Origin of the sequence: Burkholderia theae (genome assembly GCF_048565265.1) — a bacterium.
GTDB classification, from domain to species: domain Bacteria; phylum Pseudomonadota; class Gammaproteobacteria; order Burkholderiales; family Burkholderiaceae; genus Burkholderia; species Burkholderia theae.
In genome coordinates, this window is sequence record NZ_CP183462.1 from 2,477,026 (window position 1) to 2,501,844 (window position 24,819).

At 67.4% G+C, this 24,819-nt stretch carries 20 protein-coding genes; 12 read left to right on the forward strand and 8 right to left on the reverse strand.

Annotated features, from left to right (window positions below):
• Positions 1 to 27 precede the first annotated feature (27 nt).
• From ACN22W_RS28665 to ACN22W_RS28675, 3 genes are all read right to left on the reverse strand, one after another.
• Positions 28 to 1,461 (reverse strand): alkaline phosphatase, encoded by a 1,434-nt coding sequence (locus tag ACN22W_RS28665; protein ID WP_419688052.1) that lies wholly within the window; start codon positions 1,459 to 1,461, stop codon positions 28 to 30.
• 154 nt (positions 1,462 to 1,615) lie between these two features.
• Positions 1,616 to 2,206, reverse strand: a complete 591-nt coding sequence (locus ACN22W_RS28670) for a class I SAM-dependent methyltransferase (protein WP_419689848.1) — start codon at positions 2,204 to 2,206, stop codon at positions 1,616 to 1,618.
• 198 nt (positions 2,207 to 2,404) lie between these two features.
• Complete coding sequence (locus tag ACN22W_RS28675) at positions 2,405 to 3,388, reverse strand: aldo/keto reductase (RefSeq protein WP_193101596.1); 984 nt, start codon at positions 3,386 to 3,388, stop codon at positions 2,405 to 2,407.
• A 120-nt stretch (positions 3,389 to 3,508) separates the two neighbouring features.
• On the opposite strand from ACN22W_RS28675, the gene ACN22W_RS28680 reads away from it, so the two are divergent.
• Positions 3,509 to 4,426, forward strand: coding sequence for a LysR family transcriptional regulator (locus ACN22W_RS28680; RefSeq protein ID WP_419688053.1), 918 nt, complete (start codon positions 3,509 to 3,511; stop codon positions 4,424 to 4,426).
• A gap of 60 nt (positions 4,427 to 4,486) precedes the next feature.
• On the opposite strand, the gene poxB is transcribed toward ACN22W_RS28680, so the two are convergent.
• Together poxB and ACN22W_RS28690 are read right to left on the reverse strand one after the other, a co-directional pair.
• Complete coding sequence (poxB, locus tag ACN22W_RS28685; RefSeq protein ID WP_129516362.1) at positions 4,487 to 6,208, reverse strand: ubiquinone-dependent pyruvate dehydrogenase; 1,722 nt, start codon at positions 6,206 to 6,208, stop codon at positions 4,487 to 4,489.
• A 226-nt stretch (positions 6,209 to 6,434) separates the two neighbouring features.
• On the reverse strand, positions 6,435 to 6,962 hold the full coding sequence (locus tag ACN22W_RS28690) for an Lrp/AsnC family transcriptional regulator (protein ID WP_047901851.1): 528 nt from the start codon (positions 6,960 to 6,962) through the stop codon (positions 6,435 to 6,437).
• Positions 6,963 to 7,112: 150 nt separating this feature from the next.
• On the opposite strand from ACN22W_RS28690, the gene mdeB reads away from it, so the two are divergent.
• Complete coding sequence (gene mdeB / locus ACN22W_RS28695) at positions 7,113 to 9,845, forward strand: alpha-ketoglutarate dehydrogenase (protein WP_419688054.1); 2,733 nt, start codon at positions 7,113 to 7,115, stop codon at positions 9,843 to 9,845.
• 60 nt (positions 9,846 to 9,905) lie between these two features.
• On the opposite strand, the gene ACN22W_RS28700 is transcribed toward mdeB, so the two are convergent.
• From ACN22W_RS28700 to ACN22W_RS28710, 3 genes are all read right to left on the reverse strand, one after another.
• On the reverse strand, positions 9,906 to 10,379 hold the full coding sequence (locus ACN22W_RS28700; protein WP_419688055.1) for an RES family NAD+ phosphorylase: 474 nt from the start codon (positions 10,377 to 10,379) through the stop codon (positions 9,906 to 9,908).
• On the reverse strand, positions 10,376 to 10,879 hold the full coding sequence (locus ACN22W_RS28705; protein WP_419688056.1) for an antitoxin Xre/MbcA/ParS toxin-binding domain-containing protein: 504 nt from the start codon (positions 10,877 to 10,879) through the stop codon (positions 10,376 to 10,378). The genes ACN22W_RS28700 and ACN22W_RS28705 overlap by 4 nt, the downstream gene beginning before the upstream one ends.
• A gap of 110 nt (positions 10,880 to 10,989) precedes the next feature.
• Entirely contained in the window at positions 10,990 to 11,490 is a 501-nt protein-coding gene (locus ACN22W_RS28710) for an Lrp/AsnC family transcriptional regulator (protein ID WP_412025431.1), read from the reverse strand.
• 197 nt (positions 11,491 to 11,687) lie between these two features.
• On the opposite strand from ACN22W_RS28710, the gene ACN22W_RS28715 reads away from it, so the two are divergent.
• From ACN22W_RS28715 to ACN22W_RS28760, 10 genes are all read left to right on the forward strand, one after another.
• Complete coding sequence (locus ACN22W_RS28715) at positions 11,688 to 12,704, forward strand: 1-aminocyclopropane-1-carboxylate deaminase (protein ID WP_048249818.1); 1,017 nt, start codon at positions 11,688 to 11,690, stop codon at positions 12,702 to 12,704.
• A 692-nt stretch (positions 12,705 to 13,396) separates the two neighbouring features.
• The gene (locus ACN22W_RS28720) at positions 13,397 to 14,728 is read left to right on the forward strand and encodes an undecaprenyl-phosphate glucose phosphotransferase (protein ID WP_419689849.1); all 1,332 of its coding nucleotides are present in this window, start codon (positions 13,397 to 13,399) and stop codon (positions 14,726 to 14,728) included.
• A 52-nt stretch (positions 14,729 to 14,780) separates the two neighbouring features.
• Entirely contained in the window at positions 14,781 to 15,932 is a 1,152-nt protein-coding gene (locus tag ACN22W_RS28725) for a polysaccharide biosynthesis/export family protein (RefSeq protein WP_419688057.1), read from the forward strand.
• A complete protein-coding gene (locus tag ACN22W_RS28730; protein WP_419688058.1) occupies positions 15,929 to 16,426 on the forward strand; it encodes a low molecular weight protein-tyrosine-phosphatase in 498 nt (165 codons plus the stop codon). The genes ACN22W_RS28725 and ACN22W_RS28730 overlap by 4 nt, the downstream gene beginning before the upstream one ends.
• A complete protein-coding gene (locus tag ACN22W_RS28735) occupies positions 16,423 to 18,720 on the forward strand; it encodes a polysaccharide biosynthesis tyrosine autokinase (RefSeq protein WP_419688059.1) in 2,298 nt (765 codons plus the stop codon). Before ACN22W_RS28730 ends, ACN22W_RS28735 begins: the two co-directional genes overlap by 4 nt.
• Positions 18,717 to 19,964 (forward strand): glycosyltransferase family 4 protein, encoded by a 1,248-nt coding sequence (locus tag ACN22W_RS28740; protein ID WP_419688060.1) that lies wholly within the window; start codon positions 18,717 to 18,719, stop codon positions 19,962 to 19,964. Before ACN22W_RS28735 ends, ACN22W_RS28740 begins: the two co-directional genes overlap by 4 nt.
• Complete coding sequence (locus ACN22W_RS28745; protein ID WP_419688061.1) at positions 19,961 to 21,133, forward strand: polysaccharide pyruvyl transferase family protein; 1,173 nt, start codon at positions 19,961 to 19,963, stop codon at positions 21,131 to 21,133. The genes ACN22W_RS28740 and ACN22W_RS28745 overlap by 4 nt, the downstream gene beginning before the upstream one ends.
• Positions 21,127 to 22,419 (forward strand): lipopolysaccharide biosynthesis protein, encoded by a 1,293-nt coding sequence (locus tag ACN22W_RS28750; protein WP_419688062.1) that lies wholly within the window; start codon positions 21,127 to 21,129, stop codon positions 22,417 to 22,419. Before ACN22W_RS28745 ends, ACN22W_RS28750 begins: the two co-directional genes overlap by 7 nt.
• Positions 22,409 to 23,539: a hypothetical protein gene (locus ACN22W_RS28755; RefSeq protein WP_419688063.1), complete on the forward strand. Its 1,131-nt coding sequence runs from the start codon at positions 22,409 to 22,411 to the stop codon at positions 23,537 to 23,539. The genes ACN22W_RS28750 and ACN22W_RS28755 overlap by 11 nt, the downstream gene beginning before the upstream one ends.
• Complete coding sequence (locus tag ACN22W_RS28760) at positions 23,532 to 24,557, forward strand: acyltransferase family protein (protein ID WP_419689850.1); 1,026 nt, start codon at positions 23,532 to 23,534, stop codon at positions 24,555 to 24,557. The genes ACN22W_RS28755 and ACN22W_RS28760 overlap by 8 nt, the downstream gene beginning before the upstream one ends.
• Positions 24,558 to 24,819 lie beyond the last annotated feature (262 nt).

The window sequence follows — 24,819 nt, forward strand, 5'->3', positions numbered from 1 at the left end:
ATTCCCCTGTACCCGTGTTGTCGGCGCTCAAAGCTGCACCGCGTTGCGCACCAGCTCGAAGACCTTGTTGTTCTCGATCACGCCGTGGAACGCATCCGCGCCGCGGCCGATCGCACCGAGGAACACATCCGTGCCGCCGTGCGTCTCGCTGCCCTTGTCCATTCGCACGACCGCCTCCTGGCGATAATCGTCGGCGCCCGTCACCGCGTCGGTGAGCGCGGTGCCCGCGCGGCTGCCCTGCACGCGGTTCTCGCCGTTGCCGAAGCCGATGATCGTGTACGGTGCGCCGTCCGCGTCCTTCGCGACCGCGCCCGTCTGGTAGCTGCGCAGCACGCCCAGCACGCCGGGCTTGCCCGCTTCGGTCTTACCGGTGCGCGCCGCATAACCGTTCAGCACCAGCGTGTGATCGTGATCGGCCGTGACGACGATCAGCGTGTTCTTCAGGTCGGGATCGGTCTTGCGCACCTTGTCGAGCGTCGCCTTGATCGCGTTGTCGAACGCGACCGTGTCCTGCAGCGCGCGCTTTGCGTTGGTGTCATGCAGCGCGTGATCGATCCGGCCGCCCTCGACCATCAGGAAATAGCCCTTCGGGTTGTTCTGCAGCACGTCGAGCGCACGCGTCGCCATGTCGGACAGGCTCGGCTCCTTCGTCGCGCCGCGATCGAGGTCGTAGCTCATGTGGCTCGACGAGAACAGGCCCACCAGTTTCCCGCTCTTCGTCGCATCCGCGGCCAGCAGGTCGTCGCGGTTCTGTGCGAACGCGTAGCCCTTGGCCTTCAGTTCGTTGACCAGGTTGCGCCCGTCGGTGCGCTTGCCGCCGCCGTCCTTCGGTACGAAGAATTGCGTGCCGCCACCGAGCACGACGTCGACGCCGTCGCCCAGCGCGCCGTTGTAGCCCGCGCCGCCCGGCACGAGCTGGGCCGCGATGTCGTTCTCGGCATCGCGATGGCACACGTGCGCGTAGGTCGCGGCGGGCGTCGCGTGCGTGACGCGCGTGGTCGTCACGACACCCGTCGCCATCCCCTTCGCCTTCGCGATCTCCAGCAGCGTCGTCGCCGATTTGCCGTTGTTCGCGCCGCAGTTGCCGGTGAGGCCGGCGGTCGGCTCGATCGCCTTCGTGTCGGGCGACATCGAAATCACTTCGTTGTTGGTCTTGATGCCGGTCATGTACGCCGACATCGACGGCGCGCTGTCCGTCACCTGCGCGTCGTTCGAATAGGTCTTCACGAACGCGGATTCGGGCAGCGTGTCGATCGTGAGCGCGCCGTCTTCACCGACCGCGTAGATGCGCGCGGCGGTCAGCGTCGTCATTCCCATGCCGTCGCCGAGGAAAAAGATCACGTTGCGCGCCGCCGCCTGCACGGGCGCGGGCGTCGAGCTGGTCGGGCCGTCGTCGCTGTTGCATCCGGCAAGCGCAAAGGCGCCGGCACACAGCAGCGCCGCCATTTTGATTCGATTCATGTTGCCGGTTCCCCCCGGTGTTGATGCTTTCGAAATGAAAGGCGATGTTAGGAACCTGATGTGACGGCAATATGAATGGTATTTGGAAGGATTGGTATGGATTATGAAAGAAGTCGTCGCGGCGCCGTGCAGCGACGCCGCGCGCGCGGCGGCGTCAACGGTCGGCTTCGGCCGTGGCGTTGCGCACGGTCACGACCCGCGCGGGCGGAATATTTGCCCAGACGATGCGGCTACCGCATGCAACAAATGCCGAATCGCTCAACGGATGACGGCCGGGCGGCCGCAAGTCGTAGGTGAATTGAATCATCACGCCGTCGGCCGACAGCACGCGGCGACATTGATCGACGATGGCCGTCACGTCCTGGCGCGGCAGCGTGCGCAACGGCAGGCAAGACACGATCGCATCGACCCGCGCGGCGGGCGGCAGCAGCCGTTCGAGCTGGCGCGCGTCACCCCACACGACCGACACATCCGGAAAACGCCGCCGCAGGTGCTGCACGAACGCCGGCGAGCGCTCGACCACGACGAGGCGCCGCGGCGCGACCCCGCGTTCGAGCAGCGCCGCGGTGATCGCGCCGGTGCCGCCGCCGAGTTCGACGACCAGTCCGTCGCCGTCCGGCACCGCGTCCGCCATCTCGCGCGCCAGATGCCGCGAACTGGGACACAACGCGCCCACCGCGGCCGGGCGGCCGACCCACTCGCGCACGAACAGTGCCGAGACACGCCACGCGTTCGGCCAGATCATCGGCACGCCCCGATCGGTTGCGCGTTCAGCCTCGATGTGCCGCGGACTTCGCGGGGCAGGGCAACGGCAATGCGGGATTCTTTCACGTGCATCCTCCTGTACGAATCGCTCCGTCGCAGGAAGCGCGACGATCAAATGGATTCTAGGAAACGCAAACTTAAGGCAACGTGAAGATTGTCCCTAATACCCCGCGACGGATCAACGATCGACGCGCTGCTGGAAGCTCGCCGGATAACGCTCGCCGACGATCCTGACCTGTTGGAGCGCCACCTCGATCGCGGCGAGATCGTCGGCCGTCAGCACGACGGCGGCCGCGCCCACGTTCTCGTCGAGCCGATGCAGCTTCGTCGTGCCCGGAATCGGCACGATCCACGGCTTGCGCGCGAGCAGCCATGCCAGCGCGATCTGTGCGCGCGTCACGCCCTTGTCGGTCGCGATGCGGCCGAGCAGATCGACGAGGCCCGCGTTCGCCTTGCGGTTTTCCTCCGAGAAGCGCGGCACGATATTGCGGAAGTCGTTCGCGGCGAACGTCGTGCTCGCGTCGATCGCGCCGGTCAGGAAGCCCTTGCCGAGCGGGCTGAACGGCACGAAGCCGATGCCGAGTTCCTCGAGCGTCGGCAGGATGTGCGTTTCCGGCTCGCGCCACCACAGCGAATACTCGCTTTGCAGCGCGGCGACCGGCTGCACCGCGTGCGCGCGGCGAATCGTCTGCTCACCGGCTTCCGACAGCCCGAAATGCGCGACCTTGCCCTCGCGGATCAGGTCCTTGACCGTACCCGCGACATCCTCGATCGGCACGTTCGGATCGACGCGATGCTGGTAGAACAGGTCGATGCGGTCGATCTTGAGCCGCTTCAGCGCCGCGTCGGCCACTTCGCGGATATGCGACGGCCGGCTGTCGACACCCTTCATCGGCTCGGCGTTCTCGAAACCGAACTTGGTGGCAATCACGACCTGGTCGCGAAACGGCGCCAGCGCCTCGCCCACCAACTCCTCGTTGACGAACGGGCCATACGCTTCCGCGGTATCGAAGAACGTCACGCCGCGTTCGAACGCCGCGCGAATCAGCGCGATGCCGCTCGCTTTGTCGATGGCGGGGCCGAGCCCGAAACTCAATCCCATGCAGCCGAGCCCGATTGCCGAGACTTCGAGGCCGCTCTTTCCAAGCACGCGCGTTTGCATGAATTTCTCCTGCAGAAAGGTGAAGACGATCGACGGGATGCCGAGAAAGCCAGTGTAGGTTGATGGATACCACTCAACAATCGGCGTACCATTTCATGCGTTATTGAGGAAATCTCACAAATGCGGCGCACCGACATCGGCGAACTGACGACCTTCATCACGATCGCGGAGCAGCGCAGCTTCAGCGGCGCGGCCCGGATTCTCGGCGTGTCGCCGTCGGCGCTGAGCCATACGATCCGCCACCTCGAAGCGCGGCTCGGCGTGCGGCTGTTCAATCGCACGACGCGCTCGGTCGCGCTGACGGAGGCCGGCGAACAGTTGCTGCTGCGCGTGCGGCCCGCGGTGGCCGATCTCGAGGACGCGCTGAACGACGCCGCGACCGCCCGCAACCGGCCGTCCGGCCAGATCCGGATCAGCGCGTCGGAGGCCGGGTCGCGTCCGTTGATCCGGCATGTGCTGCCGGCCTTCGTCGCCCGTTACCCGGACATCCACGTCGAATTCGTCGTCGATTCGCGACTGATCGACATCGTCGAGCACGGTTTCGACGCCGGCGTCCGCGTTCACGAAGACGTGCCGCGCGACATGATCGCCGTGCGCTTCGGCGGCCCGATGCACTTCGTCGCGGTGGCATCGCCCGACTACCTGACGCGGCACGCGCCGCCGGAAAGCCCGTACGACCTCACGCGTTACCCGTGCATCCGCTTCCGCTTCGAAAGCGGCGCGCTCTATCGCTGGGACCTGATGCGCGACGGCAAGCGCGTGAGCGTCGACGTCGACGGGCCGTTGACGCTCGGCAACCAGACCCTGATGGTCGACGCGGCACTGACCGGTATCGGGATCGCGTGGGTCTCGGAAGCGCACATCGCCGGCCATCTGGCCGCCGGACGACTGGTGCGTGTGCTGCCCGAGTGGGGCCAGACCTTCGACAGCATGTGCCTCTACTATCCGGCGAACCGTCATCCGCCGGCCGCGTTGCGGCTTTTTGTCGAGGCTGTACGCGAATGGGCGGCCGGCGCGCGCGAAGCAGCGCCGGATTGACCGATCGGGAACACAAGGCAAGCCGCGCGTGCTAAATGGCGCATCGCGCGCGGCACACCATCACCGCAAGTTGGTTCTCGCCAGTTCGACGATCTCGTCGCCACGACCGCTGAGGATCGCGCGCAGCATGAACAGGCTGAAACCCTTCGCATGCGCGAGCTCGATCTTCGGCGGCATCGCAAGCTCGTACTTCGACGTGACGACGTCGACCACCGCCGGCCCATCATGCTCGAACGCCATGCGCAGCGCTTCCTCGACGTTCTCCGAATGCTCGACGCGCACGCTGAAGATGCCGGCGCCTTTCGCGATCGCCGCGAAATCGGTCGGGCTCAGGTCGACGTTCGTGTCGAGATAACCGGCCGCCTTCAGCTCCATCGACACGAAGCCGAGCAGGCTGTTGTTGTACACGACGATCTTGATCGGCAGCTTGAGCTGGCGCGCGCTCAGCAGGTCGCCAAGCAGCATCGACAGTCCGCCGTCACCGGACAGCGACACGACCTGCCGCCCCGGATGCGCGCCCTGCGCGCCGAGCGCCTGCGGCATCGCGTTCGCCATCGAGCCGTGATTGAACGAGCCGTGCAGTTGCCGCTTGCCGTTCATCGTCAGGTAGCGCGCGGCCCACAGCGTCGGCGTGCCGACGTCGGCCGTGAAGATCGCGTCTTCCGCCGCGACTTCGTCGACGATCTTCGTCAGGTATTGCGGATGGATCGCGCGGCCCGGCGGCTCGGCCACCGCGAGATCGTCGAGCCCCTTGCGCGCGGCCGCGTAGTGTTTCAGCGCATTCTCGAGGAAGCGCCGCTGGGTCTTGCGCGTGAGACGCGGCAGCAGCGCCGCGATCGTTTCCTTTACCGTGCCGACGAGGCCGAGCGCGAGCGGCGCGCGATGCCCGAGCTGCGAGCCCTTCCAGTCGATCTGCGCAACCTTCGCGTTCGACGGATAGAACGGCCGGTACGGGAAGTCCGTGCCGAGCATCAGCAGCGTGTCGCACGATTCCATCGCGTGATAACCCGAGCTGAAGCCAATCAGCCCCGTCATCCCGACGTCGAACGGGTTGTCCCATTCGACGAACTGCTTGCCGCGCAGCGCATGCACGACCGGCGCGCCGAGCGTATCAGCCAGCGCGACCACTTCGTCGTGCGCGCCCTGCGTGCCGCTGCCGCACAGCAGCGTGACCGCGTCGGACGCATTGAGCAGCGCCGCGAGCCGGTCGAGATCGGCATCGGCCGGCAGGATCGACGGCGGCGCCGATGCGCTCCACGCCGGCGCTTCTTCCGGGCCGTCGCCGAGCGCGATGTCGCCCGGCAGCACGATCACCGCGACGCCGCGTTCCTCGATCGCGGTGCGCATCGCGCGCGCCAGTACACGCGGGAACTGCGACGCGTTGGTCACGAGTTCCGCGAAATGGCTGCACTCGCGGAACAGTTCCTGCGGATGGGTTTCCTGGAAGTAACCGAGGCCGATCTCGGTCGAAGGAATGTGCGCGGCGATCGCGAGCACCGGCTGGTGATTGCGGTGACAGTCGTACAGCCCGTTGATCAGGTGCAGGTTGCCGGGGCCGCAACTGCCCGCGCATACCGCGAGCCGCCCGGTCGACGCGGCATCCGCGCCGGCCGCGAACGCGGCGCTTTCCTCGTGCCGCGTGTGCATCCAGCGGATCGAGCCGATCTGGGCCAGGCTGAACGACAGGCCGTTCAGGCTGTCGCCCGTCACACCCCAGATGCGCTCGACGCCCGCCGCCGCGAGCGTCTTCGCCAGGTATTCCGCCATCGATTGTCTTGCCATGATGCCCTCGCTGTTGATGGACCGAGACACGCATGAGCCGACCGTGCATGCGCAGCCGGCAGCGACCGGACGAGCATACGCGATTGGTCCGCGCCGCGTCGTGACGGTGCAGGCGGGCCGACTGCCGCAGGACGCGCAGGCGCGCGACGGGTTCGATCCGGTGCGGCCGGCGTCATGGTTCCGTCACCGTGACGTCAGCGAACGGACAGGCGTACGGGTCGTGCGCTCAGCTCCAGTCGGACGCCGACTCGTCCGGATCGACGAGCGTGAGCCCCGCCGCCGGCAGCGGCAGCGCAGTCTTGTAGCGCACCTGCTTCAGCGCGAAGCTCGACCGGATGTTCGACACGCCGGGAATCGTCGTCAGCCGCTCGATGATGAAGCGTTCGAGCGTGCGCATGTCGGGCATCACGACGCGCAGCAGATAGTCGGCGTCGCCCGACATCAGATAGCACTCCATCACCTCGGGCCGCTGCGAGATTGCCTCCTCGAAACGCTGCAGCGCGTCCTCGACCTGCTTCTCGAGGCTGACCTGGATGAACACGTTGATCCGCAGGCCGAGCGGCTCGGGATCGAGCAGCGTCACCTGCTGCCGGAACAACCCCAGCTTCTCGAGCGCGCGCACGCGGTTGAAGCATGGCGTCGTCGACAGGTTCACCGCGCGCGCCAGTTCCGCGTTCGTGATCCGCGCGTTCTGCTGAAGCTGGTTCAGGATGCCGATGTCGATGCGGTCCAGCCGCTTCGGGGAGGTGCTCATGATCTGAATATTCCTTCTCTCGCGATGATTCCAGAATATTTACACTATCCAGACACAAATTCCCAATGAAATCAGACGCATATTCTGCGGATCGGCGCGTAGCATGAGTCCCATTGATGCGTGCCGCCGCCGGCGCGCGGGGAGACTGGCATGACGGATCTGTCGAACGGTATTGAACACGCGCAGCGCGCGGCCCTCGCGCGCGTCGATGCGGACCCGGAAGAAACCGCCGAATGGCTCGAGGCGCTCGACGCGGTGGTCGCGCACGTCGGCCGCGACCGCGCGCAATACCTGTTCGACCGGCTTGCCGAGCATGCGCGCGCGACCGGCCTCGCATCGTCGCGCCCGCCCGTCACGCGTTACCTGAACACGATTGCGCTCGCCGAGCAGCCGCCGTATCCGGGCGACCTCGACCTCGAGGAGCGGCTGTCGGCCGCGCTGCGCTGGAACGCACTTGCGATGGTCGTGCGTGCGAACCGCGCGTACGGCGAGCTCGGCGGCCACATCGCGAGTTACGCATCGGCGTCCGACCTGTTCGAAACGGGTTTCAACCACTTCTTCCGCGCGACGTCGCCCGTGAACGGCGATGCAACCGACACGGCCAGCGGCGACCTCGTGTACTTCCAGCCGCATTCGTCGCCGGGCGTCTATGCGCGTGCGTATCTCGAAGGTTTCCTCAGCGAGGATCACCTGAAGCACTATCGCCGCGAAATCGCCGGCCCGGGCCTGTGCTCGTATCCGCATCCGTGGCTGATGCCCGATTTCTGGCAATTCCCGACCGGCTCGATGGGGATCGGCCCGATCAACGCGATCTACCAGGCGCGCTTCATGCGCTACCTGCAGCATCGCGGCCTCGCGAACACCGCGGGCCGCACCGTGTGGGGCTTCTTCGGCGACGGCGAGATGGACGAACCCGAATCGCTCGGCGCGCTGTCGCTCGCCGCTCGCGAGGGGCTCGACAACCTCGTGTTCGTGATCAACTGCAACCTGCAGCGGCTCGACGGCCCGGTGCGCGGCAACGGCCGCGTGATCGACGAGCTCGAAGCACAATTCGCGGGCGCCGGCTGGAACGTCATCAAGGTGTTGTGGGGCTCCGACTGGGATCCGCTGTTCGCGCGCGATCACGCTGGCGCACTGGCGCGCGCGTTCGCCGACACCGTCGACGGGCAGTTCCAGACCTTCTCCGCGAACGACGGCGCATACAACCGCGCGCGCTTTTTCAGCCAGGATCCCGCGCTCGAAGCGCTCGCCGCGCAGCTCACCGATGCGGAGATCGACCGCCTGCGCCGCGGCGGCCACGACGCGCGCAAGCTGCACGCCGCGTATGCGCGCGCACTCGCGCACCGCGGCCAGCCAACGGTGATTCTCGCGAAGACGATGAAGGGTTACGGGATGGGCGCGGCCGGCCAGGGCCGGATGACGACCCATCAGCAGAAGAAACTCGACGTCGACGATCTGAAGGCGTTCCGCGACCGCTTCCGGTTGCCGCTGTCGGACAGCGACGTCGAGCAACTGAAGTTTTACAAGCCAGCGGAAGACAGCCCGGAAATGCGTTACCTGCATGCCCGCCGGGCTGCCCTGGGAGGCTATCTGCCCAGAAGGCGGATGGCGGCATCGAAGGGGCTGACCGTCCCTTCGATGCCGGCCTGGGGAGCGTTCGCGCTGGACGCGGCCGGCCGCGAGATGTCGACGACGATGGCGCTCGTGCGCATGCTCGCCGCGTTGATCAAGGATCGCGACATCGGCTCGCGCGTCGTGCCGATCGTGGCCGACGAGGCGCGCACCTTCGGCATGGCCAGCCTGTTCCGGCAAGTCGGCATCTACTCGCCGCTCGGCCAGCGCTACGAGCCGGAAGACCTCGGTTCGATGCTCTATTACCGCGAAGACACGCGCGGCCAGATCCTCGAGGAAGGCATCTCGGAAGCGGGTGCGATCTCGTCGTGGATCGCCGCCGCGACGTCGTACAGCGTGCACGACCTGCCGATGCTGCCGTTCTACATCTACTACTCGATGTTCGGCTTCCAGCGCATCGGCGACCTGATCTGGGCCGCCGCCGACCAGCGCTCGCGCGGCTTCCTGATCGGCGCGACGTCCGGGCGCACCACGCTCGGCGGCGAAGGGCTGCAGCATCAGGACGGCAGCAGCCATCTCGCCGCGTCGACGATTCCGAACTGCCGCGCATACGATCCGGCGTTCGCGTACGAAGTCGCGGCGATCGTCGACGCCGGCATGCGTGAGATGGTCGAACAGCAGCGCGACGTGTTCTATTACGTGACGGTCACGAACGAGAATTACGCGCAACCGTCCGCGCCGGACGGCGATCCCGACGCGCTGCGCGACGGCATCCTGAAGGGCATTCATCTGCTGCCGGCCGATTCGAATGCGACGGCGCGCGTGCAGTTGCTCGGCGCGGGCGCGATCCTCGGCGAGGTGCTCGCCGCGCAACGGATGCTGAAGGACGACTGGGGAATCGACGCGGCCGTGTGGAGCGTCACGAGCTTCAGCGAACTGCAGCGCGACGGGATGGAAGCCGAACGGCGCACGCGACTTGGTGAGGATACCGACACAATGCCTTACGTGACCGCCGCGCTCGCCGCAACACGCGGGCCCGTGGTTGCCGCGACCGACTATGTGCGCGCGGTGCCGGAACTGATCCGCGCGTACCTGCCGCGCCGCTACGTGACGCTGGGCACCGACGGGTTCGGCCGCAGCGACACGCGCGACGCGCTGCGGGCGTTCTTCGAAGTCGATCGCGCGAGCATCGTGCTCGCCGCGCTGAGGGCGCTGGCGGATGACGGGGAACTCGATGCGACTGTCGTGCGCGACGCGCGAGCGCGTCTCGGCAAGTCCGCACAGCCAGGCGTCGCGCCATGGCAGCGCTGATCGGGCGACGCGACCGCTCGGCAGTCGACTACTGTTCGTCGATCCAGGCAATACAACCGATCAGCCAAAGAGGCGAGGATCCAGCGCGAACGCTTCTTTGCTGATCACTTTCACGCTCGAAGCAAAATCCGCATGCAGCGGGTTCAGCAACAAGTTGAAGTCGGTCGGGCAAACGACTGACGGCACGCGCATCGCCAACGGCTCGCCCGCTTCAAGCCAGGCCTGCCCGATCCGGGCAGTCGACTCCGGATCCTGCGACAGGACCGCCCAATCGTCCGGCAGGTCCGGCTGGTACGCGTTGTCACGGACGGTGTCGGGCACTTCCAGCGTCACTAGAAAAAATCCGCCAGCGGGAAGCAAGCCGGACATATGGACAAGCGCCTCGAGCAACGACGTCGACGCATGGCAGCAGGTGTACAGCACACGCATGCCGCGCGGATTCCAGCGGCCACCTGCGATCGCCGCGCCGTTCCCGCTCAGGTCGTCGGCCAGGTAGTGCCCCTTTCGTTCTTTCGCGAGACGATACAACCTCACGCGGCGACCCCGAACTGGGCGCGGTTCAGAATGTCGCGCACCCGGTCATAGCCGGGCTGTACGTCGAGCACTTCGAGCGGCTTCAACCCGTCGAGCTCCGCGTTCGCCCGGCTCATCCACACTGCCGCGCGCTCGCGGTCTTCAAACAGATCGGTCGCGAGATCCAGCACATAGAGCACGCGCGCAACGCGATCGGACTCGCCTTGCGACAACCGGTCGTGTTTGGCGATTTTCCGCAGAATGGTCGAGCTGGGAAGGCTCAGCGCGCTCAAGAGGGACTGAACCGGCACGCCGAGCAACTCGCGCGCGACGCGCTCGATGATGACCGCATCGAAACCCTCCGCGATCGTGCGCCGCTGCGACATCGGCGCCATCCGGCGAAAGGTGTCGAAATCGCCCTTGCCGGCGCCCAGACCGTTCGAACTGCCCGCCGGCGGCGCGGCGCGGGGCGCGTCAGCCCGCTTGGCAGGCTTATGGGCCGCAGGTGTGATTGCTGCCATCGCGACTCCCAAATGGGTTAATTTGAATTCCCATTGTATACAACCAATCGAGAATTTTCAATCGACCAAATGGCATAGCCGTAACCACAGGGAACCGCCGGCGCGCCGCGCTACACCGGCAGCGCGTGCGTCGACAGAATCTCCTTGAGCACCATGAACGATCGCACCTGCCGCACGCCGGGCAGGTAGATCAGTTGTTCCGCGTGCAGCCGGTTGAAGCTTTCGTTGTCGCGCGTGCGCACCAGCATGAAGTAATCGAACTCGCCGGTCACGACGTGGCACTCCACGCACCCCGACACTTTCTGCGCGGCCTTCTCGAACGCGGCGAACGCTTCCGGCGTCGAGCGGTCGAGCACGAAGCCGATCACGACGAGCATGCCGGCCCCGAGCGGTTTCGGGTCGAGCAGCGCGACGATCCCGCGAATCATCCCCATCTCCTTGAGCCGCTCGACGCGCCGCAGGCACGCCGGCGCGCTCAGCTTCACCTTTGCGGCGAGGCTCACGTTCGAGATCGACGCGTCCTGCTGAAGCTGCCTGAGGATCGCGCGATCGATGCGATCGAGCACGGGTGCGGCGTCGGGTGTCGCTGCCGATCTGCTGCTTAATTTCATTGCGTCTTCCTCCATTTTGGAGAATTCGTATTGCGTTGCTATCGATTTCAACGTCATCAACGTAGGCCAACGCTATTTATTTCGCAAGCTCATTTCTCGCCTGCATGCCTATCATTTTTCTATCGGGGGACGCCGTGCCGGCCTCTCCCGAGCGCACCGATTCCCATGCACATCCCGCCTTACCGGAGACCGCTTCGATGAACCTGCAACGCTTCCCCCGTTATCCGCTGACGTTCGGCCCGACGCCGATCCAGCCGCTCAAGCGCCTGAGCGCGCACCTCGGCGGCAAGGTCGAGCTGTATGCGAAGCGCGAGGACTGCAACAGCGGCCTCGCGTTCGGCGGCAACAAGACCCGCAAGCTCGAATACCTGATCCCCGACGCGCTCGCGCAGGGCGCGGACACGCTAGTGTCGATCGGCGGCGTCCAGTCGAACCAGACGCGCCAGGTCGCGGCCGTCGCCGCGCATCTCGGAATGAAATGCGTGCTGGTGCAGGAGCACTGGGTCAACTACGAAGACCCGGTCTACGATCGCGTCGGCAACATCCAGCTATCGCGCATGATGGGCGCCGACGTGCGGCTCGTCGCGGACGGCTTCGACATCGGCATTCGCCGAAGCTGGGAAGAAGCGATGGAAAGCGTGCGGCAGGCGGGCGGCAAGCCGTATCCGGTGCCGGCCGGATGCTCCGAGCATCCGCTCGGCGGGCTCGGCTTCGTCGGCTTCGCGGAAGAGGTGCGCCAGCAGGAAGCCGAACTCGGCTTCAAGTTCGACTACATCGTCGTGTGCTCGGTGACGGGCAGCACGCAGGCCGGCATGGTCGTCGGCTTCGCGGCCGACGGGCGCGCGGATCGCGTGATCGGCATCGACGCGTCGGCGAAGCCGGAGCAGACGCATGCACAAATCACGCGCATCGCACGGCATACGGCTGAAATCGTCGAACTCGGGCGTCGCATCGACGAACAGGACGTCGTGCTCGACACGCGCTATGCGGGCCCGGAATACGGACTGCCGAACGACGGCACGCTCGAAGCGATTCGTCTGTGCGCACGGCTCGAAGGCGTGCTGACCGACCCCGTCTATGAAGGCAAGTCGATGCACGGCATGATCGACAAGGTCCGGCTCGGCGAATTCGAGCCGGGGTCGAAGGTGCTGTATGCGCATCTGGGCGGGGTGCCGGCGTTGAGCGCTTATGCGGAGATTTTCCGCAACGGGTGATGCGCGCCCGATCGCAGCCCGACGGCGCGCGCCTGCGCACGCCGTCGCGGCGCCGGCCCGGTCGACAATCGTCGACGTCGGGCCGGCGCCGCTTTGTCCCATACCCCGCACCCTGCCATTCGCCTGCCCGCCGTTCGCCGCGCGCCGTTCGGTCGCGTCACGCGCCCCCTTTCCCCTGCGCATCCAACCGCCTCCGTCGCCGAGTTCGACCAGCTTCGTGCGTCTCGACGGATGCCCACGCCGAACGGGACTCGTCCGCGTCGACACGTTGATCCTACGACGCAGTCTTGAATCATTCGTACCTGTCCGAGTCTATGAGCGCCTCATTTAGTAGGCGTTCTATTTAAATCGCCCCCCTGCTTGCCGAAAATTGACCCGGTCGAGTCGATTGCAACGTTTCGCAAACATTCGCCCGCAACGGCACGGTTGAAACCGCCGATGCGAGACGCGCGACCGTCCGGCCAATCAAGCAGCGTCATCGTCCAGCGATTGCCCATCCCACGCATTGGAAGCAGCAGCGACACCCGGCCCGGTCCGGGTGCGCCGTGCTGCGCCGCGTCGGGACAACGGCCGACGCCACCCATCCGACAGAACGACAGCAACGGGGCATATGGATACGTCATTCGAAGTCCGGCACACGCAGGTGTCGTCAATCGCGGGGGGGATCGATCGCACGCGCGTCCGACGTCGCGCTGATCTCGATCGGTGCGCTCGCCGCGGCGCTGGTCCTGCCCGACACGCGAATCGACCGTTCGCCCGAATTGACCGCCGTCGCATGCGCGGCAACGTTCGCCCTGGTGCTGTTCCCCGCATTCGGCATCTATCGGACGCCGCGCGGCCGTTCGAAACGACGCGCCACCGTCCTGACCGCGCTCGCGTGGCTGCTCGCGCAAGCCTGCGCGGCGCTCGTGATGCGCGCGCTGTCGCCCGCGTCGAGCACGCCGTCGAACTGGTATCTGCTCTGGACGGTGACGAGCGGCGCCGCGCTCTGCGTAGCGCGGCTCGTCGCCAGCCGGACGCTCGACCGGATCGGTCGTCCGCCCGAAGGCGGCTACCCGGTCGCGATCGTCGGCACCGGTGCGCATTGCAACGCCGTGCGCGACCGGATCGCCGGGATGCCGTCGGCGGGCTTCCGCGCCGCCGCCACGTTCGATCCCGGCGTCGCATGCCGCGAAGGCCACGCCGGCGTGCCGCACTTCGATGCGCTGGACGCTTTCGCGCATCATGTGCGAACGCATGCGATTCCGGAAGTCTGGCTCGCGCTGCCGATCGGCGACGCGCGCACCGTCATGGCCGTGATCGACGCGTTCCGCAACGATCTCGTCAACATTCGGCTCATGCCTGACGTCAGCACCGTGTCGATGTTCGACACCGGAATGGTCGACCTGGTCGGCGCGCCGGCGATCAACCTCGTCGCGTCGCCGTTGTCGTCTCAAGCGCTGCTTCAGAAAGCCGTGTTCGACCGCTTCTTCTCCGCGGCCGTCCTGGTCGGCACGGCACCGCTGCTGCTCGCGATCGCGGCGGCGGTCCGGCTGTCGTCGAAAGGCCCCGCGCTGTTCCGGCAGCAGCGCCAGGGCGCAAACGGCAACACCTTCACGATCCTCAAGTTCCGCACGATGCGGCTGCACGACGACAGCCGCGAAATCCGGCAGGCCACGCGCGACGATCCCCGCGTGACCCGCATCGGCGCGTTCCTGCGCCGCACGAGCCTCGACGAACTGCCGCAGTTCATCAACGTGCTGCGCGGCGAGATGTCCGTCGTCGGGCCGCGCCCGCATGCGCTCCAGCACGACAACCTGTATCAGCCGATCGTCGACGGCTACATCCACCGTTATCGCGTCAAGCCGGGCATCACGGGCTGGGCGCAGATCAACGGGCTGCGCGGCGAAACCGACTCCATCGAAAAGATGCAGCGCCGTGTTGAAGCCGATCTCCATTACCTGCGCAACTGGTCGTTCTCGCTCGACATGCGCATCGTCGCGGCCACGGTCGTACGCGGCTGGATGCACGGCAACGCGTACTGACACGCACGCGGCACCGGATTCATTCCGCGCCGCCATCTGATAAGGATAACTTATGATAAATCCAAAAGACGTCCGCGCGGAGCATGCCCGCCCGCGCTGCGCACGCATGCTGCTGGCCATGGCCGCGAGCGTCGCGCTGTCGGCCTGTGCGCTCGCGCCCGGCATGCGGATGGGCCCGCCCTCCACCGCGGCCGACACGCAGGCGGGTAGCGGTGCCCCCTCGTTCCGCATCACGCCGATCGATGCCGGCCTGATTCGCGCACTCGATGCGCAATCGGCCCGGCAACAGTCCGGGCAATCCGACCGCCTCGTCGCGCCGCCCGGCCCGTACCGGATCGGCCCCGGCGATGTATTGCAGGTCACCGTGTGGGATCACCCCGAACTCGCCGCTTCGCAAGGCGCCGTGTCGCAGAACGCGCCGCGCGCAGCGGACCCGGCGTCCGGCTTCGTCGTCGATCCGGACGGCAATCTGTCGTTCCCGTTCGCGGGCAACCTGCCAGTCGCGGGGTTGACCGCCGACGCCGCGCAAGCCCGGATCGCCGCGGCACTGTCGCGCGTGTATCGCAATCCGCAGGTGACGCTGCGCGTCGCGTCGTTCCGTTCACAGCAGGTCTACATCGACGGCGAGGTCCGTACGCCGGGCGCCCAGCCCGTCAACGACGTGCCGATGACGCTCTATGAGGCGCTGGGTCGCTCCGGCGGCCTCGGCCCGGCAGCCGACCAAAGCCGCATGACGCTGGTGCGCGGCGGCGTGACCTATCCGCTCGACCTGAGCCAGATGCTCAGGCACGGCCGCAACCCGGCCGACATCGTGCTCGCCGCAGGTGATCTCCTGCATGTGCCGGCCCGCAGCGACTACGGCGCGTACGTGATGGGCGAGGTCAACAAGCCGTCGCTCGCGGTGCCACAGCGCGACGGACGTCTGACGCTGTCCGACGCGCTGTCACAGGCCGGCAGCGTGAACGCGGGCACGGCCGACGCGGCCCAGATGTTCGTGATCCGCGGGTCGGGCACGGACAGCCCGCAGGTGTTCCATCTCGACGCGCGCTCGCCGGTGTCGATGGTGCTCGCGAACGAATTCGAACTGCGGCCGAAGGACATCGTCTACGTCGACGGCAGCAGCCTCGTGCGCTTCAGCCGCGTGCTCAGCCTGCTGCTGCCCGGCGTCAACACCAGCGCCACCGCGGCGCTCGCCGTCAAATGAGCGCGGTCGCCACACTGCTCGTCGTGTGCATCGGCAACGTGTGCCGCAGCCCGATGGCCGAAGCGTTGTTCCGTGCGCGGCTGCCGGGCGTCGACGTGCAATCGGCTGGCCTCGGCGCGCGTGACGGCCAGCCGGCCGATCCGCATGCGGTCGACCTGATGCGCGAGCGCGGCCTCGACATCGCCGCGCACCGCGCGCGCCGCGTGCCGCCCGGGCTCGCCACGCGCACCGACCTGATCCTGACGATGGATGTCGACCAGCAATGCTGGCTCGAGCGCCGCCTGCCGGCGCTGCGTGGCCGCGTGTTCCTGCTCGGCATGCCCGATCCGTCCAGCGGCCGCATGCATGGCTCCGACATACCGGATCCATATCTCGGCCCGCGCGCGTCGTTCGAACGCAGCCTGCGGCTCATCGAGCGCGGTGTCGACGCATGGTGCGCGCGCATCGCGCCGGCCGCCCCTTCCACGCTTGTCCTTTCCGATTCGACCCGATGACTTCCACACCTTCTCACGAGCATCCGCACGACCGCGACGGTGAGCTCGATCTTGCCGGCGCGATCGACGTGCTCGTTTCCCGGCGCTGGCTGATCGCCATCGTCACCGCCGCTTGCATGGGCGCCGGTACGCTGTATGCGTTCCTCGCCCCGCGGCAATACCAGGCCGACATCATGGTGCAAGTCGAGGACAGCGGCGATTCGTCGGCCGCCAAGAGCGTGCTCGGCGACGTGTCGTCGTTGTTCGACATCAAGTCGAGCGCCGCTGCCGAAGCACAGATCCTCGCGTCGCGACTCGTGATCACGCGCGCGGTCGACGACCTGCGCAGCTACATCGTCGCGCAACCGAAGCGCTTCCCGGTCGTCGGCGAATTCGTGTCGCGCTTCAACACGGGAATCTCGCGCCCCGGCCTGCTGGGCCTCGGCGGCTACGCATGGGGCGACGAAAGCGCCGAACTGGCGCGCTTCGATGTACCGAAGCCGCTCGAAGGCGAGCGTTTCGAACTCTCGCTGCTCGACTCGTGGCGCTACCGGCTGACGGGTGCCGCGCTACCGGAGCCAGTCACGGGTACGTTCGGTCACCCGGAGACGTTCGCGACCGCCTACGGCCCGATCGCCATCGAAGTCACCCGCATCGACGCGCATCCCGACACCCGCTTCACGCTCGTGCGCGAATCGCGCGCCGGCACGATCGATGCGCTGCGCCGCGGGCTCGACGTCCAGGAAAAAATCAAGCAATCGGGCGTGATCGTCGCGACGCTGCGCGGCGTCGATCCGCAGCGCGTGCAGGCGCAGTTGCAAGCCATCGCGAACCACTACGTGCGCCAGCATATCGAGCGCAAGTCCGCCGATGCCGCGCAATCGCTCGCGTTCCTCAACGCGCAGCTGCCGGTGCTCAAGAAGCAGTTGCAGGACGCCGAACAGCGCTACACGAACATGCGCAACGCGAACGGCGCCATCGACCTCGACGAAGAGGCGAAGCTGATCCTGCAGCAATCGGCCGACGCGCAGACGCGCCGGCTCGAACTGCAACAGAAGCGCGACGCGATGGGCTCGCGCTTCGCACCGGGCCATCCCGACATGATCGCGCTCGACGCGCAGATCGCGACGCTCGCGCGCGAGCAGCAGTCGTTCGAGCAACAGGTCAGGCGCTTGCCCGACCTGCAGCAGAACGCCGTGCGCCTGATGCTCGACGTGAAGGTCGATACCGATCTCTATACGGCGCTGCTCGCCAACGCGCAGCAGCTCGAGCTGGTCAAGGCAGGCAAGACCGGCAGCGTGCGGCTCGTCGACACGCCGGTCGCGCCCGAGGACCCGGTGCGCCCGAACCGGCCCGTCGTGATCGCGGCCGCCGCGCTGCTCGGCCTCGCGCTCGGCGTCGCGCTCGCGTTCGTGCGCGACACCTTGTTCGGCGGCGTACGCAGCGCCGACGAGATCGAGCGGCCGCTCGGTATCGACGTCTATGCGACCGTTCCGGAATCGACCGGCCAGCGGCAGGTCGCAAGGCGCATCGCACAGTGCGTGCCGGGGCCGCATCTGTTGAGCGTGCTTCATCCGCACGATCCGGCGGTCGAGAGCCTGCGGAGCCTGCGCACCGCGCTCCGCTTCGCGATGCAGCGTGCGCGCAACAACGTGCTGCTGCTGACGGGCCCGGTGCCCGGCGCCGGCAAGTCGTTCGTCGCGTCGAACTTCGCGGCGCTGCTGGCCGCCAATGGCGAGCGCGTGCTGCTCGTCGACGGCGACCTGCGCCGCGGCTACCTGCACGACGCGCTCGGCGTCGGGCGCGAGCCGGGTTTCGCCGAGCTGCTGTCGGGCACGGCCGAGCCGGATGCGGCGATCCGCCGCGACGTGATTCCCAACCTCGACTTCATTTCGACCGGCGCGATCCCCGCGCATCCGGCGGAACTGCTCGTCGACGATCGCGTCGGTGCGCTGCTCGATACGCTGTCGGCCCGCTACGACCACGTCGTGATCGACGCCGCGCCGATCCTCGCCGTCACCGACGCCGTCGTGCTCGGCCGCCATGCGGGCACCGTGCTGCTCGCGGCCCGCGCGGCATCGACACGCGTCGCCGAACTCGGCGAATCGATCCGGCGCCTCGCGCACAACGGCGTCGATGCGAGCGGCGTGCTGCTCAATGCGGTCGATCCGCGTTCCGGCGGCTACGGCTCGCGTTACGGCGCGTATCGCTACACCGAGTACCGCTATGCGCCATCGCGCTGCGGCATCGCGGCGTCGATCGGACAGTCGCTGCGCGCGTTCGCCGCACGCTTGCGGCGAGGTGCGCCGCGATGAACGATACCCGTCATCTCGAACGTCCAGCCGCCGGCGAAGCCACGCGCATCGCGGCACGACCCGCCGCAGGAACACCCGTGACGCTCCGCGCGAACCGCACGCCGCCGCTGCGTGTCGCGCTCGTCGTCGAAGCGGCGGGCGGCGGCGTGGCCGTCCATCTCGCCGACCTGATCGACGGACTGAGCAAGGCCGGCGGCATCGAACTGCACCTGATCGTGCCGCGCGGGCCGCGCTTCGACGGTACGATCCTCGACGCGCGCGTGCTGTCGCTTTGCGCGAGCGTGCACCATGTGCCGATGCGACGCGCAGTCGGCTGGCGCGATGCATTGGCCGTCGCGCATGTGTATCGATGCCTGCTGCGCATTCGCCCCGACATCGTGCACAGCCACAGCTCGAAGGCCGGCGCGATCGCGCGCCTGTGCGTCGGTCCGTGGCGACACGTGTACACGCCGCACGCTATCTACACGCTCAACCCGACCCTGAGCGGCCTGCAACGCTGCGTGTACGGCACGATCGAGGCGCTGCTCGGCCACTTCCGCTCGCACCGGATCGTCGCCGTCTCGCGCGACGAAGCGCGGCATCTGCACGACGCGCTCGGCATCCCCGCGCATCGCGTCGCGACGATCGTCAACGGTGTCCCGGCAACCGCGACGCTGCCGCGCCGCGACGCGCGGCTGGCGCTCGGCCTGCCGAACGATGCGATCGTCGTCGGTTTCGTCGGGCGTTTCAGCCACCAGAAAGGCGTCGATCGGCTCGTGCGGATCGCGCGCGGCGTCTATCGCCAATGCGGCCTCGACGTGCGCTTCATCGCGATCGGCCCCGGTGACTTCCCTGCCGCGGCCGGCCCCGAGGCCGACGACGTGCCGCCGAATCTTCACGTCGTCGGTCCGGTCGAGCGCGCCAGCCGCTATTTCTCCGCCTTCGACCTGTTCGTGCTGCCGAGCCGCTACGAAGGGTTTCCGTACGTCTGCCTCGAGGCGATGGCCGCGCGCGTGCCGATCGTCGCGTCACGCGTCGCGGGCGTGACCGAACTGGTCGACACGCACGGCATCGGCATCGTCGTGCCGAACGACGACGACACGACGCAATTCGCCCGCACCGTCGTCGCGCTCGCCCGCGACGCGGAGCGACGCCTCGCGATGCGCACGCACTGCGCGGCGACGCTCGACCATTTCTCCGCCGCGACGATGGTCCGGCGCACGCACGACCTGTATCGCGCACTCGTTCAAGGACACCTCGCATGACTTCCTCTCCCCACGTCGCGCTGCTGCACGCGTACAGCGCCAGCAACGCCGGCGACGGCCTGCTGGTCGACCTGTCCGTCTCGCTGCTGCGGGAAGCCTTCGGCGACGCGACACGCGTGTCGATCGTCGCCGCCGATCCCGCGTCGTTTCCCGGCCACGACGACGTGCACCCGGCCCCCGTGCTCGCCGGTGGCGGCTGGCGCCGACTGGCCGCCGCTGCCGGCGCCGCGCTGCATTTGCCCGCGAACGGCCGGCTGCGCCCGCTCGGCGACCTGCTCGACCAGGCCGACCTGATCGTCGGCGTCGGCGGCGGCTACCTGCGCGCACGCAATCCGCTCGAGGCACTCAAGCTCGAAGCCGGGCACCTGCTGCAGATGCGCGCCGCACGCGCGTCGGGCAAACCGGCCGTGTATCTGCCGCAAAGCATCGGGCCCACGCTGTCGGCCGGCCCGGTCGGTGCGCACCTGCGCTCGCTGCTTGCCGCGTTCGACACAGTGTTCGTTCGCGACGACCGTTCCGCAGCCTTCCTCGCCGCGAATCCGAATACACGGCGCGCCCCCGATCTCGCCGTCCTCGATTTCGAGCATCGCCGCGACGCGATCCTGCAGCGCGCGGCGCGCGCCAATCGCGACGTGCGGCACGTCGCGTTCGTGCTGCGCCGCGCACCCGCATGGTCCGCCGCGCAACGCGCGCGCTACGACGCATCGATCCGGCGGCTCGTCGAACAGGTAAGCGCAACATGCCGGGTGAGCTTCGCGATACAGAGCACCGGACGCGGCAACGACGATCTGGCGTACTACCACCGCCTCGACATCCGCGATCCACTGGTACCGCTCAAGGCGCTGCTCGAGCACGACCGGCCCGACGTCACGGTGTCGGTGCGACTGCACGGCGCGCTCGAATCAATCCTGCATGGCGTGCCGGCATTCCACGTCAGCTACGAACGCAAGGGCTTCGGTGCCTATGCGGACATGCGGCTCGACGACTGGGTCGCCAACGGCGCGGACTTCGATCCCGCGTCCGTCGCCGACACGATCTTCGCGCCCGGCGCGACGGCGGCGTTCTGGGACGCCGCGCAAACCGGCTTCGCCCGCATTCGCGCGGCGCGCGTGCGCGTGATCGATGCGCTGCGCGCCGCGCTCGATACCGACAATGGCGAACGATGCTGACGCGCCTGTTCCTACGGTTCTCGGCGCTCGGCCTCAAATTCGCACTCGCGATCGTCGTTGCGCGTACGCTCGGCTTCGACGCGATCGCCGCGTACGGGCTGGCGGTCGCCGCGTCGGTGATCGCATCGAAGGTGCTGGGCCTCGGCTTCAGCCCCGAGCTCGACCGGCGCCTGAGCGAGGTCAATCCGCTACCGGCCATCGGCAATGCGCGCCGGCTGTGCGTTGTCTATGGCACGGTCTACCTGCTGTTCGCCGCCGCGCTTGCCGTTGCGACGCCGAACGAAACCGCCGCCGCGCTGCTCGCGCGCTTCGGGCTGCCGATGTCGCTCGCGTGGAGCGTGCTGTTTGTCGCGCTGTCCGAGCACGCGGCATTCGAGGCGAACGGATGGCTGTTCTCGCTGCACCAGCCGCGTGCCGCGTCGCTGCTGCTGTTCGTGCGCACCGGCGCGTGGGCCGGCATCGCGTGCGCGGGGCTGCTTGCGGGCGCCGTGCAATCGATCGAGACGGTGTTCGCGATCTGGGTCATGACCAACATACTCGTCGTGATCGCGTGCCTGCGCCGGATCGATGCGTTCGCGCACCGCGCGCGCGGCATCCGGTTCCCCGAGAGCGCGACCGATTCGGACGGCGTGTTCCCGGTCTGGTTGCACGGGCTGCCCTTCTACGCGGCCGGCGTGCTCCTCGTGGTGCTGCAATACGCGGAACGCTTCATCGCCGGCAGCCATGTGAGCGCGGATGTACTCGGCCAGTACGTATTCGCATGGTCGATCGCCAACGCCGTGCAGACGGTCGCGTTCGCGACGGTCGTCGCGACGGCCGGCCCGCGCTTCGTGCGAACGCTGGCCGATACGCCCGGCGCGTTTCTGCTCCAGGTTCGCCATGCGGCGGCGGCCAGCGCGGCCGTGCCGCTGCTCGCATCGGCAGTCATCGCCGTCGTGTACCGCGACCTGTTCGCCTTCGCGCACGAGCCGGCGGACACCGGCCATGCCGTGCTGCTCGCGGTGCTGCTCGTGTCGTTCATCCTGCGCGCGGTGGCAGACGTACTGTGGGCCGCCGCGATCGCGCTGCGTGGCGGCGGCGTCGTGCTGGCAGCGTTGACGGTGATTGCGCTGCTGTACCTGCCGGTTGCGTCGCAACTGATCGCGCGCGACGGTGTCATCGGCGCCGCGCTCGCCCATCTGGCGACGAGCGTCGCGGTTGCCGCGATGCTCGCGCTGAGCGTCGCGCGACTCGCGCGCCGGCATCGACACATCCTGCCCGCCGCGGAGCCGCATCATGCTGGATAAGCTGCTTTGCGCGGGCCCGCGGCTCAGCCGCGGCCTGATACGCGCCGTCGCCGCGCTGGCCGTGCTGGCTTACTGGGGCATCTATGCGAAAGCCGGTGCGTTTCTGCCCGAGTTCATCTTTCGCGATGCGGAGAAGATCCAGAGCCAGATCGGCGGCGCCAGCACCTACGAGGGCACGTCGTTCGATGCGGTCGCGCGGCTCTACGCGGCGCTCGGCGCGACCGGTACGCATCTGTTCGTCGCGTCGGTCGGCGCGCTCTGCATCTGGTTTGTGCTCGACCACGGCAAGCGCGTTGGCTCGATGGCGGCCTGCATGGTGCTGCTCGCGCCGTGTGTGTTCTTCAACCTGTTCGTCGCGAGCAAGGACACGCTCGTCGTGCTGATGGCCATCGTGCTCGCGCGGATCGCGCAGCGTCGCGCCGCGCTTGTTGCGATCGCGGCCGCCGTCGTGCTGTACGGCGCCTATGCAGCCTTTGTACGCAGCTATTTCGCGCTGATTCCCGCGATCGCGATCGGCGTGCTGCTGTTTCGGCGAGGTGCGTGGCCGCGCAAGATCGTGCTGATGCTTGCCGTTCTGCTGGCGATCTTCCTGCTGCCGAACGACGTGTACTACCTGCTGCAGCATCCGCGCGACATGGCCGCGGACTATCTCGAATACGGCTCGCCGTTCGGCGCTCGCACCAGTTTCCGCAACCCGGCCGAACCGGTTTCGTTCGTCGCGTTCTGCGTCAACTACCTGTATGCGGTGCTCCGCCTGAATCTGCCGGTGCTGTTTTCACCCGGGCCGAAGGAAATCGCGATGCAGGTGTTCGTGTGGATCGCGCTGGCCGCCGTGTGGCGACGTGCGCGTGGCGATGGCGGTTCCGGCCGCGAGGTGCTTGCCGCCCTCGTCATTGGACATGTCGCCGTGTCGATGCTGTTCGAGCCCGATCTGGGCAGCTATACGCGCCATTTGTCGAGCGTGTCGTTGCTGTGTGCGGTGCAGTTCGTGGGTGCGTCGCGAGTGGTGCGGGGGCCGGGGCGGAGATCTGGTACGTCCGGTGCGTCCGACATCACTGCCGGTCACCGCAACCGATCGGCGGTGTCGCGAGAAATCCCAACCGGAAATCGCCATGCGTGACACCGTGCACCCACGCGCGTTCTTCCCCAATATCCAGGCCGCCCGGGCCTTCGCTGCCCTCGCTGTGGTCGCGTATCACATGCACGTGCTGCCGTTCGGCCAGGCTGGTGTCGACGTCTTCTTCGTGATCAGCGGGTTCATCATGTCGTGCGTCGCACCGGACGAAGGCCGCGCATTCTTCCGCAAGCGCCTGGTCCGGATCGTGCCACTCTACTGGGTGACGACGCTCGGCATCTACGCGATCGCCGTGCTGCGTCCGCACTGGCTGAACACGACGACGGCCGCGCCCGAATACCTCGTCAAATCGCTGCTGTTCGTGCCGTACGTCAAGGAAAACGGTCATTGGGGCCCGCTGAACCTGAACGGCTGGACCCTCGAGTACGAGATGCTGTTCTATCTCGCCGTTGCGGCAAGCCTCGGGGTCGCCCGCGCGCGCTACGCGACGGCGCTCGCCGCGCTGGTGCTCGCGTTCCTCGGTGTAGCGATGGCAATCGCTGGCACGCCCGGCACCATCGTCCATCACCTCGGACAACCGTTCGTGCTGGAGTTTGGCCTCGGCGTCCTGGCGTATCGGGTGCTGCAGACCCTCATCGCCCGGCGAATCGCCGTGCCGGTGTGGATGTGCGCGGCAGCGGCAACGGCCGCCGTCGCGGCGATTTCGTTGCCTCATGCGGTTTTCGGCACGCCGCAAGCGTTCACGCGTGTTGCGCTATGGGGTGTGCCGGCGTGCGTGCTGATCGTTTCGCTGGCCGCGCTCGACATGCGGAACCAGTCGCTCTCGAATCGGATCGTCGCTTCGCTCGGCGCCGCCAGCTATTCGATCTACCTGATCCATCCGTATGTCATAGGGGTCACCGAGAAGATCGTCGGCGCGCATGCGAATCTTCAGACGTGGACTGGCATCGCGACCGCATGCGCAACGCTCGGCGTGGTCTGCGTATCCGGATATGTGTGCCATGTCCGGATCGAACGGCCGATGGTGTCGGTATTGAACCGATGGCTCCGGTCACCATCGTGATCGCGCTATCGCCGGTTGCCCCCGAGGCAATAGCGCACAAAGTGTGTCACCGCATCATCACCATTCATGCGTCGAAACGCCACGGACGCGACCGCCCTCTCGTCCAGCTCACCGGACGGCTGCTATCCCGACATTTCAACAACGTCAAATCCCCCGAGTCATTCGCAACCAGGCGTGGCGTTCCCCGCGAAAAGTGAGAAATCGTACGAATCACCTGTTACGGAAAATTTCATTCGTACTCGTCCTATAAGAGAATTTTCAC